The following is a 12,272-nucleotide window of genomic DNA, read 5'->3' as shown; positions in this document are numbered from 1 at the left end:
GTCCCGCCCTGCCCCGTCGCATCCTGTCCAGTCGCGCCTCGTCCCGTCTCGCCCCGGCCCGTTCCGGCCTGTTCGGATTCCGCGGTGAGCCGCGCCCTGCCCTCCCTGACGTCCCGCGCCCACTCGTGCAGCGCGGGCCCCTCCCGTACCGGCCCCGCCAGCGCGACCGATTCGTCGGTGTACATGGTGACGTCCTCGGCCATGGAGTTCATCCACAGCAGCGGCGACTGATCACGGCGCCAGATCCGGCCGCCGCCCGGCGGGTACGGGTCCACGAGATGGATGTCCAGCGGCAGTCCGTCGTACAGATCCGGCGCGTTGGCGGCGAGCCGTTCCAGAAAGCCCGTACCGCGCGGACCCGCGCCGATCACCACCAGGGTGCGGGTGACGGCCGGAGTGCGGACGGTACCTGACGAGACAGGTGACACAGGCATGCGAAGGCTCCGTGGATACGTGATCGAACACGGGAGTGCCTTCACAGCACAGCGGGCGGACCCGGTCGGGCCGGGCCCTCAGCGGCGGACCGAGCCCCTCAGCACGATCCGCTTCTCACCGAGGCTAAGCGGTGTGTACGGCCTGCTGTCAAGCTCGTCCGCACTGTGAGCCGGCCGTCTCATTTGGTTGACGCGGAAACGGATGCCTGTTCCACTTGACGTATGCATTCGCAGCAGTGGCTGGTCACACGCTCCCACATCGACTTCGGTCGAGTGTGGTCCTCTTCCTGTTGAGCTGACACCCTGCACGGCTTCCCGCAGTACCGGCGCGCACGCGCCGTTGCCCGCGTGCCTTCACACGCAGAGCGTCACGCTCCACTCCCCTCGCCCCGGCACCAGCCGCCCGTACGCCCATGGCGGTCAGCAGTCGCATCCACAGCCGTCACAACCGCAGCAGTCGCAGCCGTCACAATTGCAATTGCTACAGCAGTCGCAGTCGCAGTCCCGGCAGATTCCCTCTCGCTTCTTGCGCGACCACGGACCCTCGTACTCCTCGGCACAGCAGAGTTTGCAGGTGCAGCAGAGTCCGGCGAAGACAGCGCAGCCGGCCCAGAAGCCGCGCCTGCCGGGCTTCGACGGCTCGTGCCCGGGGCCGGGCAGCCCGCCGGTGCCACCGGGTCCGCCCGGCATGCCCGGCTGTCCGCCGCCGAACGGGTTCCCGCCGCCGTACGGATTGTTCGAGCCGTACGGTCCGGGGCCCTGGCCCGCGTACGGATTGCCCTGGGGCGGCAGACCGTCCTGCCCGCCCTGGCTGTTGTGCGCGGCGTGTCCGCAGGCCGCCGTACCGAAGGCGCGGTCGACGGATATTCGCAGTTCGTGCGCCAGCAGCACATGGGCGAGACGGTCGTCGGCGAACTCCGCGTCCCGCAGCGCGAGCCTGATCCCGTGCACCGCGTCATCGGCGAGCCGCCGGGCCTCGGCCCGCGAGGTGCCGGTGGCGGTGAGCGGGTTCCACGCGCCTGACGCAGCGTCAGCTTCCTGGTCCTCCACGGCGTCCAGAAGATGCGCGAGCCGTCCGAAGAGCCGGCCGGCCTCGGCCAGCGGCTCCCGGTTCCCGGGCCGTCCGGCGAGTACGGCGGTGTGCGCGAAGGCCGCCGCGGTGGCCGTCTCGGTCGGTTCCGTCACGGCGAGCAGCGGCGTACCGGGACCGGCCAGCGCCTCGATCTCCGGCTGCCGGTCGACCGCGTCGACGAGCACCGCCGTGTCAAAGCCCAGTTCCGCGCCGGTCCGCGCGCCCGCCCGGTCCCAGCCGGTCGCGACCCGGCGCGCGGCGGCGGCCAGCGGTGTGCGCTTCAACAGCCCGTCCCGGTCGGCCACGTGGTCCCGTACCTTCGCCGAGGCCAGCACCAGCGAGACCGCGGCGGCCAGCCGCGCTCCCTCGCCGCGCGCGACCGGCGCGGTCCGCATCCCGCGCAGCGGGCAGGGCCCGGCCGTCCGCCGCTGCCCGGCGGTGCGTTCGGCCTGAGCCTCCGTCAGAACCGAGACGATCAGCCCGTCGTAGTTGGTGACGACCCGGGAGAACTGTCCGTGGTCGGAGCGAAGTGCCAGGCAGAGCCCGCAGAGATGGGCCATCCACTCGGTCTTCAGCCCGTCGCCGAGACGGTGACCGCAAGGCCTGACGATTCCGAACACGACGGTCCCCCCCGAAAAGTCGCTGAATGGTGCGCGAGGCATCGTACCGGCCGGGCCGTTCACCCGTACGTCCGTAGTGTCACCCTTCTGGACGGAAGTTCATATTTTGCACCCCGTCAGGTGCCCTACGCTGGAACAACCTTGACGAACCGCCACATCTTCTGCACCAGTACCGTCACGAATCGCCTGCGCGCCGACTATCCCCTTGGCGCTGAATCCGCATCATGGACGACCATAGGGGCAGGGAACGAGATGTGACCGCGGTGAAAGGAGGCGTCCATGGGATCGGTGCGCAAGGCGAGTGCCTGGCTGGGCCTCGTTGAGGACAACGACGAGCGTTACTACGACGACGAGTACGCCGGGAGTGCTGAGACCGGCGAGACCTGGACGACCGATCCGCGGGTGCGGGTCGCCTCCGAGACCGCTCAGGAGCGGGACCGCAGAATCGCCACCGTCTCCCCGGAGAGCTTCCGGGACGCCCGGAGCATCGGCGAGCTGTTCCGCTCCGGTGTCCCCGTCATCATGAACCTCACCGCCATGGAGGCCGCCGACGCCAAGCGTGTGGTGGACTTCGCCGCCGGGCTGATCTTCGGACTGCGCGGCTCCATCGACCGGGTGGCCACCCGGGTCTTCCTGCTGAGCCCCGCCGACACCGAGATCGTCACCGGGGACGCGGCGGGACGGCCGCAGGACGGCTTCTTCAACCAGAGCTGAGCAGGGCGCTCACCGGATCAACGCGGCAGTGTGCCGCACCCGGATCACCGGAAGGCGTCAAGACCGGTGAGCGCCTTGCCCAGGACGAGCTGATGCATCTCGACGGTGCCCTCATAGGTGAGCACCGACTCCAGATTGGTCGCGTGGCGCATCACGGGATACTCCAGCGAGATCCCGTTGGCGCCGAGAACGGTCCGCGCGGTCCGGCAGATCTCGATCGCCTCCCGCACATTGTTGAGCTTGCCGAAGCTGACCTGCTCGGCCCGTAGCCGGCCCGCGTCCATCCGCCGCCCGAGATGGTGGGCGAGCAGGATTCCCTTGTGCAGTTCGACCGCCATGTCGGCGAGCTTGGCCTGGGTGAGCTGGAAGCCGCCGATCGGACGCCCGAACTGCTCGCGTGAAGTGGCGTACCGGAGCGCGGCTTCGAAGCCGGCACGCGCGGCGCCCATGGAGCCCCAGACGATCCCGTACCGGGCATGGCTCAGACAGCTCAGCGGCCCGCGCAGTCCGACGGCCCCGGGAAGTACGGCGTCGGCGGGGAGGCGTACGTCGTCGAGGACCAGCTCGCTGGTGACCGAGGCGCGCAGGGACCATTTGTGCTTGATGTCGGGGGCGGTGAAGCCGGGAGTGCCGGCCGGGACGAGAAATCCACGGATGCCGCCGCTCCCGCCGTCGGCGTCGTCGGTACGCGCCCAGACGACCGCGACGCCCGCCAGCGACCCATTGGTGATCCACATCTTGCGGCCGTTGAGGACCCAGTCGGCGCCGTCGCGCTTCGCGTACGTCCGCATGCCGGCCGGGTCGGAGCCGTGGTCGGGCTCGGTGAGGCCGAAGCAGCCGATGGTCTCGCCGGCCGCCATCCCCGGCAGCCAGCGCTGCTTCTGCTCCTCGAAGCCGTAGCGGTGGATCGCGTACATGGCGAGCGAGCCCTGTACGGAGACGAGGGAGCGGATCCCGGAGTCGGCGGCCTCCAGTTCCAGGCAGGCCAGGCCGTACTGGACGGCGGTGGCGCCCGCGCAGCCGTAACCCGTCAGGGACATGCCGAGGGCGCCGAGCGCGCCGAGTTCCCTGGCCAGCTCGCGCAGTACGGGGACCTCGCCGCGCTCGTACCACTCGGCGATGTGCGGCAGGACCCGGTCGGCGGCCCAGGCGCGGACGGTGTCCCGGATCGCCAGGTCCTCGGGGGCGAGCAGATCGTCGAGGCCGAGGGGGTCGCGGGGGTCGAAGGGCGGGAGCTTCGCGGCGGACGGTGCGGACATGGGGCGACCTCCGGCGGCTCACGAGGACTCGGACCGCCACAAACTAGCAGCGCGCGCGGCCGTTCCTCGCCCCGGCCAGGACAGGTGGCCAGGACAGAGCGCTCGTCCGGCGACTGAGGACAGAGCTCTAACCTCTGCCGCGGCCCGCCGGTAGGGGGCGCTCCACCGACGTACGGGGATGGGGGCGGCGCTGCTCCGGGGGCTTGTGGAGCTGCGGCTCCGGCGTCCGCACCGGCTGGGACTCGAACGCCCCGGCGGCCCGGTCCTCGACGGCGGGCTGCTCCTCCTCCGTGGGCGCCGGGCACTCCATGGCCCTCGGCAGCCGCAGCGCGGCCAGCGCGCCGAGCAGCAGCAGTGCCGCACTGACCAGCAGCGTCACATGCAGCCCGTGCACGAACGACTGGCGCGCGGCGTTCCGCAGGGTGTCCCCGGCGGGCCCGCCGAGCCGCGCCGCCACCTGGTATGCCTCGCCGAGCGAGTCCGCCGCGGCCGAGCCCGCCGCCGGGGGCACGCCCTTCACCGAGGACACCGCCGGCGCGTACGCCGCGTTCATCACGCTGCCGAGCAGGGCGATCCCCATGCCCGCGCCGAGCTGGTACGAGGTCTCGCCTATGGCCGCCGCCCCGCCCGCCTGGTCGGGCGGAGCCTCGCTGAGCATCGACTCGTACGCCCCGAAGAGCGTGGTCTGGAGCCCGAAGCCGAGCAGTACGAAGCCCGCGGTCAGCAGGCCCGGCCGGTCGTGCTGGCCCATCAGGACCAGCAGCAGCACGGCGACGGCGGTGAGCACGAAGCCCCAGGACACCATCCGGCGCGGCCCGACCCGGCGCAGGGTGGCCGATCCGGTGATGCCCGCGGCCATGGCGGCGAAGGTGAGTGGCAGCAGCCGCAGTCCGGTCTCCAGCGGGCTGAGGGCCAGCACGAGCTGGAGGTACTGGACCGCGATCAGTTCGAGGCCGACCAGGGCCAGCATGGCGAGGACGATGCAGCCGACGGAGGTGGAGAAGGTGGGCCTGGAGAACATCCGCATGTCGATCAGCGGATGTGTGCGGCGGCGCTGCCGGCGTACGAACAGGACGAGCAGGGCCGCACCGAGACAGAGCGGGCCGAGCGTCGCGGGGCTCAGCGGCCCCTCCCCGGCGCCGAAACGCTTCACCCCGAAGACCACCCCGAGCACCCCGGCCGCGGCCATCAGCGCCCCCAGCACGTCCCAGGGACCGTCACCGTGGCCCTTGGACTCGGGCAGCAGGATCCGGCCGACCGGCAGCAGTACGACCAGCAGCGGGATGTTGATCAGGAAGACGGAGCCCCACCAGAAGTGCTCGACGAGGAATCCGCCGAGGACCGGGCCGACGGCGGCTCCGACGGCCGCGACGGCGGTCCACACCCCGATGGCGACGGCCCTCTCGCGCCGGTCGGGGAAGACCGCACGCAGGATCGAGAGAGTCGCGGGCATGATCATCGCCCCGCCGACCCCGAGCAGGGCACGCGCCCCGATCAGCACCGTGGGCGAACCGGCGAAGGCCGCGACGGCCGACGCCGCTCCGAAGAGCCCGTAGCCGATCAGCAGCACCCGCCTTCGCCCGATGCGGTCGCCGAGGGTGCCGAACAGGATCAGCAGCGAGGCACAGACCAGCGGATACGCGTCCACGATCCAGAGCAGCTCGACCCCGCTGGGCCTGAGGTCCCCGGTGACCGCGGGCACGGCGACATGCAGCACCGTCGCGTCGAGCGCCACCAGCAGCAGGCTCACGCACAGGACGAACAGGACGACCCACCGGTTGGCACCGGCCGCAGCGCGCAGCCGTGCTCCGGTCGTGGTGGTCCCGGACATCTGAGTACCTCCCAATGCGTCCTCGCGCTCGGCGGTCCGACGGGGACACCGGTCCCTCGGGGCGGCCCGGCATCGACGGGCGAGTGAGCCGTCAGCGTACGCGACGTGAGAGCGCGTGCCGTGTGGTGGACCTCTCACCGCTCCGACCAGGCAGTGTGGCGTACGCCATGGCGTCCTGGCCAGGATCATGGACCCGGGGCGCGCACGAGCAGCAGGGAAATTCCACGCGACGCCCGGGTGAACTATTTCTGTTGTGAACAAAGACACTTCCCGTAACGGCGTGTCGGTGAATAGGGCCGAAGGTCACTTGGATTTCCGGAACCACCTCGAATAAAGGGCCGCCCGAGTGTCACTCCACATCACATCGTCATCACGAAGAGACGTGATGGACCTGTTCACTCACTCACTCGCTGTAACGTCCTTTGTGTGCGTACCGACATCTTTGCCCGCCTGGACCGGGAGCCGGAGCCGCCGAAGATAGAGATCCCGCGGATGAGCCGCACCCGCACGGCTCTCTTCGGCGGGACATTGGCGTTCTATCTCGCCATCGTCGTCGCCGTGCTCGCCACCTCCTGGCTGGTGACCCTGGACTGGAAAGTGATGCTGTTCCGGCCCTATCAGCAATGGCCGGACTTGCATGCCTTCCTCGACTACTTCGTGGTGCTCGGCCAGCGCGGCCCCACGGCCGTGATGATCGCGGCCTGGCTGGGCTGGCGCTCCTGGCGCCAGCACACCCTGCGTCCGCTGCTGGCGCTGGGCACCGCGCTCCTGCTGCTCAATGTGACCGTCGGCGCGGTCAAGCTCGGTCTCGGGCGGCTCGGCCCGCACTACGCGACGCAGATCGGCTCCGCGGAGCTGTTCGCGGGCGGCGATATATTTCCTTCCGGACACACCGCCAACGCCGTGGTGACCTGGGGAATCCTGGCCTATCTGGCGACCACGCCCCGGGCCAGGCGCTATCTGTCGGTCCTGTCGGCCGTGGTGGCGCTGGGGGTAGGCGCGACGACCGTCTATCTCGGTACGCACTGGCTGAGCGATGTGCTGCTGGGCTGGGCGGCCGGGCTGCTGATCCTGCTGGGGATGCCCTGGTTCGAGCCGCTGATCGGCCACGCGGAGCCGGCGATCCTCGCGGTGCGTGACCGCTGGCTGAACGGCCGCAGACGGATCCCCACCACCCCGGTCGCCGCCGGAGGGCCCCGGCCCGCCCCGGTTCCGCAGGGGGCGGCGGCGGAGGGCGAGGAGCCCCCGCGCGAGTCCATCGGGGCAGGTCACACCAGCCGTGTCGGCACCGTACGGAACACCGGGCAGCTCACCCAGTCCCGGCCGCACGCCGTGCGCTCGGAGCGGACCCCGACGGCTCCGGCCGGCAGCCGCCGCCCGCCGAACTCACGGCCGGTGACGGGCGGCTGAACGGGCGTCGGGGACGGTACGCACAGACCCTCCCCGCGTCGGTGAGTCCGTGGGAGACGGACGAATACAGGGCGAAGGCCCCGGCGGACCGCCGGGGCCTTCGCCCTGTGCGGGGCGTACCCGCAGCTCAGAAGGCAGGACGGCTCGGTACGGAGGCCGGGGCGCGTGGGTACGGGGTCAGCCGACCCAGCAGCGGATGACCCTGCCGTCGTCGACCTCGAAGTTGAGCCGGCCCACCACGAACTCCATGGTGATGATCGAGCCCGGCGGCAGACGTCTGACCGTGGTCCAGCCGCGCCCGCGCGCCCGCCGTTCGGCCTTCTCGGCGTCCAGTCCCACATAGGGCTCGGGCGCGTCATCGGGCTGGAGGGACGGAGTCGGTATCGGTGCCATAACACTTACGGTAGGCGTCCGGGGGCGGTGAAGGAAGCGGGACGGATACCGGCACGGGAGGCTTCCTGTCCCTCAGCGGTCACACTTGTGTCACAGGATCACACCATCAGCCGAACGCCAAGAACTTCACTCTTACGGGCAGTTCACTCTCCGCACGCACACAATTCCAGCCGCCCACCGAACACATGAATTCGGCCTTCTTGAATTCGCCACGGCGGACCGCGCCCGGCCGCCCGGCGGCAATTGCCGGGGCCGGAAGAATTCACGATTTCCCCGCACAATCCCCCGCCGGGCAACACGTTCCGCCAGGGCCGAACAGCAGCCGGGTCAGGGCGTGGTGGCCGGCAGGGGCGCGGGATCCAGTCGTACGGAGAAGTCGTTGTCACCGGTGTAGCAGGGCGCGGCCAGCCAGCCGTAGGCGCCGCGGTCGGGGTGGGACAGATGCGCCGGGTGGACCAGCGCGAACCGCTTGTCCCAGATGTCGTCGAGGATGCGCGAGATCCGCACCGCGGCGGCGTTCCGCGCCGGCAGCAGCCACAGGTCCCACCACTGCCGCTGCTCGACCGGCCGCGCGGCCAGCGGACCGTACGGCAGTGTGAAGGCGAAGGCGCCGCCGCACCCGGTCACGGCGACCCGGTGGCTGCGGCCGGTGCCGCGCAGCCGGGCCTCCGCCACGGCGCCCTCGCCCAGCTCGGCGCCGTACAGCACGCCCTCGACGGTCGTCGCGCCCGGCTCGCAGCGGACCGTCCCGGCCTCGGCGTGCGGGGCGCGGACCCAGGAGCGTACGGCGAGCCGGCCGTCCGGGGTGGGGTACGGAATCCTCGCCGCGACCCGGCCGGCTCCGGGGGTCCGGCCGACGAGCGCCCGCACGTCGCGGATCCCGGGCCGTACGGGCAGCTCGCCGCGGGCGCCGGTGAAGATGTCCCAGTGGCCCTCGGCCAGCTCGACGGTGCTGGGCAGAACGGCGCGCAGCAGGGACTCCCCCGCCCCGGTGAGCGGCAGCCGTACCTCGTCGTCCGCACCGGCACCAGTACCGGCACCGGAACCGGAACCGCGAGCGCCGGAACCGGCGGCACCTGCGGGGTCGCCGGCGCGGAGGGCACGGCGGCGCAGCACCAGCATCGCGTCCGGCCGGGCCTCGCCCGCGATGTCGAAGGTGATGCCGCCCGCGGAGTCCGCGATGCAGTCGGCGACCCGGTCGGCCGCGTATCCCCTGGGTGAGGCCCGTCGCCCACGGCCTCCGCCGGCCCTGTTCGATCTGGTCACGCGGTCCTGTCCCCTTCCGTCCGGTCCGGTGGCGTTTTCCCCGGCCCACCGGATAGACGCAGAAATCAGCCAGATGGTGCCGACCTGGGGCGGATCCGTACGGCCTCGCCCCCGAACAGCCGAGGCGATGTGCGGGCCACGAAAGCAGCAACGTCTTTCAGCCACCCCTTTGATTCGCTGATTTCCCGATTTGTCGACCTGTGAATGTACTGACCTGCGGGGCGGCGGCGAGGGGCAACTGCCGTCCCTTCGGGGCGCGTTGGCATGCGATGACGCGTTCCTTGCGACCACCGGGGTGATACGCGGGATGGTTCGATTCCGTGCGCATCCGCGCGTGACCCGGGCCACGGCTCGTCCGTTGTCTTCTTTACGAGCCGGGAACAACCCGGCCCCACGTACCGAGTTCGAGGAGCCACCCGTGCCGCGCATGCTCGACGTCAGCGAGGACGTACGCGCCGAGATCGGCGACGAAGAAGCCGACCGGCTGCTCGCCGGCGAGAACTCCCCGGGAAGCTACGACTGCACCTCCTGCCGCACCCCCGGCGACTCCGAACAGGAGCGGACCAGCACGGTGCTGTTCGTCGGCGAGGAGACCGCCGTACTCGCCTTCGCCCACGCCACCTGCATCCCCTCCCAGGTCGTGCAGGTCGCCGAGGAGCAGCTCCAGGGCGCGGTCCGGTCCATCACCGGCGGCGAGCCGCAGTCGGCCGCAGACCCCGGAGCGGGGCCGGGACAGGCCGTCCTCGGCGTGACCAGCGGTCTGGTGCTGATCGAGGGCGATCTGCACCCCGCCCTGGTGGTGGAGCCGACCGCCCCGATCGCCCGGCCCGGCTCGCGGGGCACCACCGACGAGTTCCTCACACTCCTGATCGAGCAGGGTTTCGTGCCGGTCTCCGATCTGAACCGGGTGCCCGGCACACTGCCCGGCTGGTCGGTGCTGCTCGCCATGGGCCAGCTCCACGCCGTGCTCCAGCCCGGCACCGGCGGCGGCAGCCCGGTCGCCTGGTGGCAGGCCCATCAGCCGCTCCAGGTCACCGAGGGATGGCGCGCCTCGGCCAACAAGTCCCACACGGTCCTGGTGTTCGCCGCGCCGGTCGGCTCGATCGGCCAGCAGCCCCGTGAGGACCTGCTGCGGGACGCCCTGGAGAAGGCGGCGGCCAATGGGCGGCTCGTCGCCGCCGCGATGCCATTGGCCGGCACATGACCGAGCCCTCAGGCGCCACCCTCAGGCTGCTGCTCCGGTCGCAGCCGGCGAATTCCCAGGACAGCCCGCATCCGACGGACGAAAGGGTCGTTGGCACGTATGTGCACTCATACGACCCCTCGCGTCCGCAGTACCAGAGCCACATCCCCTCCATGCGCCCCGCGCAGGACGTGGCGGACGGGTTCTCCCTGACGCCGATCTACGACGCGCTGTACTCGGAGTTCCGCAGGTCCTTCAGAGCGCTGCCCGGCGACCGCAGCAATGAGGAGAATCTCGGGTTCACAGCCTTCGGCACCGGGCTGCACGCCGCTCACGGGGGATACGGGCACACGCCCTATCCGGGCTCCTGGCAGCGCGACCCCCGGCAGCCCGCCGGACGCCACACTCCGGCCGCCCTCCCCCCGGGGCCCCGCCGAGGCGTCTGACCGCCGGAAGCGGTGCGGCCCGGTGCGGAATCCTCCGCGCCGGGCCCCGCCGTTTCCGTGCCGCTTCCGCCGTCCCGTCCTTGTACGTCCGGTCCTCGTACGTCCCGTTTTCGTACCCGGTCCGTACTCGCAGCCCGGTCCGTACTCGAACCCCGGTCCCGTACTCGAACCCTGCGGCTACTTCTTGCGGCCGCGCTTCTCGCGTACCCGTACGGAGATATGGATCGGCGTGCCCTCGAAGCCGAACTCCTCACGGAGCCTGCGCTCCACGAACCGCCGGTAGCCGTGCTCGATGAAGCCCGAGGCGAAGAGCACGAAGCGCGGCGGCTTGGTGCCCGCCTGCGTACCGAACAGGATGCGCGGCTGCTTGCCGCCCCGGATCGGGTGCGGATGCGCGGCCACCAGCTCGCCGAGGAAGGCGTTGAGCCGCCCGGTCGGCACCCGGGTCTCCCAGCCCGCGAGGGCCGTCTCGATCGCGGGAACCAGCTTCTCCATATGGCGGCCGGTGCGCGCCGAGACATTGACCCGGGGCGCCCAGGAGATCTGCGCCAGCTCGGTCTCGATCTCGCGTTCCAGGTAGTAGCGGCGCTCCTCGTCGAGGGTGTCCCACTTGTTGTACGCGACGACCAGCGCGCGGCCCGCCTCCACGGCCATGGTGATGATCCGCTGGTCCTGGACGCTGATCGACTCGCTGGTGTCGATCAGGACGACGGCGACCTCGGCCTTCTCGACGGCGGCGGCGGTGCGCAGCGAGGCGTAGTAGTCCGCGCCCTCCTGGAGGTGGACCCGGCGGCGGATGCCGGCCGTGTCGATGAACTTCCAGACCGTGCCGCCCAGTTCGATCAGTTCGTCGACCGGGTCGCGGGTGGTGCCCGCGATCTCGTTGACGACGACCCGCTCCTCGCCCGCGACCTTGTTCAGCAGGGACGATTTGCCGACATTCGGGCGGCCGATGAGCGCGATACGGCGCGGGCCGCCGACCGCCGTGCCGAAGGTCTGCGCCGGGGCGTCGGGCAGGGCTTCGAGGACCGCGTCGAGCATGTCGCCGGTACCGCGGCCGTGCAGCGAGGAGACCGGGTGGGGCTCGCCGAGCCCGAGCGACCAGAGCGCCGCGGCGTCCGGCTCCCCGCTCGGTCCGTCGACCTTGTTGGCGCACAGCACGACGGGCTTGCCGGCCTTGCGCAGCAGCCTGACCACGGCCTCGTCGGTGTCGGTCGCGCCGACCGTGGAGTCCACCACGAAGACCACCGCGTCGGCGGCCTCGATCGCGTACTCGGCCTGGGCGGCGACGGAGGCGTCGATGCCGAGGACGTCCTGCTCCCAGCCGCCGGTGTCGACGACCTTGAAGCGGCGGCCCGCCCATTCGGCCTCGTAGGTGACCCGGTCGCGGGTGACGCCCGGCTTGTCCTCGACGACCGCCTCACGGCGGCCGATGATCCGGTTGACGAGGGTCGATTTGCCGACATTGGGGCGGCCGACGACGGCGAGTACGGGCAGCGGGCCGTGGCCGGCCTCGTCGATCGCCCCCTCGACCTCCTCGGCCTCGAAGCCCTCCAGCGCGGCAAGCTCCATGAAGTCCGTGTATTCGGCGTCGCCGAGCTCTCCGTGCTCGTCGGCGGAGTCGATCTGGTCGTTCATGAAGTC

The 12,272-nt window shown here is 71.2% G+C and carries 11 protein-coding genes; 4 read left to right on the top strand and 7 right to left on the bottom strand.

Annotation, left to right across the window (positions count from 1 at the left end):
- Together WH07_RS27270 and WH07_RS27265 are read right to left on the bottom strand one after the other, a co-directional pair.
- The coding region (locus WH07_RS27270) for an FAD/NAD(P)-binding protein (RefSeq protein ID WP_046505459.1) at positions 1 to 434 on the bottom strand (434 nt) is incomplete at its 3' end.
- 420 nt (positions 435 to 854) lie between these two features.
- Positions 855 to 2,126 carry a DUF5685 family protein gene (locus tag WH07_RS27265; RefSeq protein WP_106409691.1) on the bottom strand — a complete coding sequence of 424 codons (1,272 nt, stop codon included), beginning with the start codon at positions 2,124 to 2,126 and terminating at the stop codon, positions 855 to 857.
- A gap of 279 nt (positions 2,127 to 2,405) precedes the next feature.
- Here WH07_RS27265 and WH07_RS27260 point away from each other — a divergent pair, with 279 nt between their 5' ends.
- Positions 2,406 to 2,840, top strand: coding sequence for a cell division protein SepF (locus WH07_RS27260; RefSeq protein WP_046505457.1), 435 nt, complete (start codon positions 2,406 to 2,408; stop codon positions 2,838 to 2,840).
- A 44-nt stretch (positions 2,841 to 2,884) separates the two neighbouring features.
- On the opposite strand, the gene WH07_RS27255 is transcribed toward WH07_RS27260, so the two are convergent.
- Together WH07_RS27255 and WH07_RS27250 are read right to left on the bottom strand one after the other, a co-directional pair.
- Complete coding sequence (locus tag WH07_RS27255) at positions 2,885 to 4,099, bottom strand: acyl-CoA dehydrogenase family protein (RefSeq protein ID WP_046505454.1); 1,215 nt, start codon at positions 4,097 to 4,099, stop codon at positions 2,885 to 2,887.
- 127 nt (positions 4,100 to 4,226) lie between these two features.
- Positions 4,227 to 5,930, bottom strand: coding sequence for an MFS transporter (locus tag WH07_RS27250; RefSeq protein ID WP_079023595.1), 1,704 nt, complete (start codon positions 5,928 to 5,930; stop codon positions 4,227 to 4,229).
- Positions 5,931 to 6,356: 426 nt separating this feature from the next.
- Here WH07_RS27250 and WH07_RS27245 point away from each other — a divergent pair, with 426 nt between their 5' ends.
- Positions 6,357 to 7,340, top strand: coding sequence for a phosphatase PAP2 family protein (locus WH07_RS27245; protein ID WP_046505451.1), 984 nt, complete (start codon positions 6,357 to 6,359; stop codon positions 7,338 to 7,340).
- 177 nt (positions 7,341 to 7,517) lie between these two features.
- Here WH07_RS27245 and WH07_RS27240 read toward each other — a convergent pair whose 3' ends face one another.
- Both WH07_RS27240 and WH07_RS27235 read right to left on the bottom strand, forming a co-directional pair.
- Complete coding sequence (locus WH07_RS27240; RefSeq protein ID WP_046505447.1) at positions 7,518 to 7,733, bottom strand: I78 family peptidase inhibitor; 216 nt, start codon at positions 7,731 to 7,733, stop codon at positions 7,518 to 7,520.
- A 327-nt stretch (positions 7,734 to 8,060) separates the two neighbouring features.
- Positions 8,061 to 8,915: a hypothetical protein gene (locus tag WH07_RS27235; RefSeq protein WP_046505474.1), complete on the bottom strand. Its 855-nt coding sequence runs from the start codon at positions 8,913 to 8,915 to the stop codon at positions 8,061 to 8,063.
- 502 nt (positions 8,916 to 9,417) lie between these two features.
- Between WH07_RS27235 and WH07_RS27230 the strand changes: the two genes are divergently transcribed.
- Both WH07_RS27230 and WH07_RS27225 read left to right on the top strand, forming a co-directional pair.
- Entirely contained in the window at positions 9,418 to 10,203 is a 786-nt protein-coding gene (locus WH07_RS27230) for a hypothetical protein (RefSeq protein WP_046505445.1), read from the top strand.
- A complete protein-coding gene (locus WH07_RS27225; RefSeq protein WP_332836377.1) occupies positions 10,200 to 10,628 on the top strand; it encodes a hypothetical protein in 429 nt (142 codons plus the stop codon). The genes WH07_RS27230 and WH07_RS27225 overlap by 4 nt, the downstream gene beginning before the upstream one ends.
- Before the next feature lie 177 nt (positions 10,629 to 10,805).
- Here WH07_RS27225 and der read toward each other — a convergent pair whose 3' ends face one another.
- The gene (gene der, locus WH07_RS27220; protein ID WP_046505469.1) at positions 10,806 to 12,266 is read right to left on the bottom strand and encodes a ribosome biogenesis GTPase Der; all 1,461 of its coding nucleotides are present in this window, start codon (positions 12,264 to 12,266) and stop codon (positions 10,806 to 10,808) included.
- Positions 12,267 to 12,272: the final 6 nt, after the last annotated feature.

The organism is Streptomyces odonnellii (assembly GCF_000981895.1).
Classification (GTDB): Bacteria; Actinomycetota; Actinomycetes; order Streptomycetales; family Streptomycetaceae; genus Streptomyces; species Streptomyces odonnellii.
The sequence above is the reverse complement of the archived record's forward strand: the minus strand, read 5'-3'. Positions and strand labels throughout refer to the sequence as shown.

Excerpts from the sequence above, each read along its gene's own strand:
- WH07_RS27240 (WP_046505447.1), bottom strand. The coding sequence starts at position 7,733 with ATGGCACCGATACCGACTCCGTCCCTCCAGCCCGATGACGCGCCCGAG.
- WH07_RS27260 (WP_046505457.1), top strand. The coding sequence starts at position 2,406 with ATGGGATCGGTGCGCAAGGCGAGTGCCTGGCTGGGCCTCGTTGAGGAC.
- WH07_RS27225 (WP_332836377.1), top strand. The coding sequence starts at position 10,200 with ATGACCGAGCCCTCAGGCGCCACCCTCAGGCTGCTGCTCCGGTCGCAG.
- der (WP_046505469.1), bottom strand. The coding sequence starts at position 12,266 with ATGAACGACCAGATCGACTCCGCCGACGAGCACGGAGAGCTCGGCGAC.
- WH07_RS27250 (WP_079023595.1), bottom strand. The coding sequence starts at position 5,930 with ATGTCCGGGACCACCACGACCGGAGCACGGCTGCGCGCTGCGGCCGGT.
- WH07_RS27255 (WP_046505454.1), bottom strand. The coding sequence starts at position 4,099 with ATGTCCGCACCGTCCGCCGCGAAGCTCCCGCCCTTCGACCCCCGCGAC.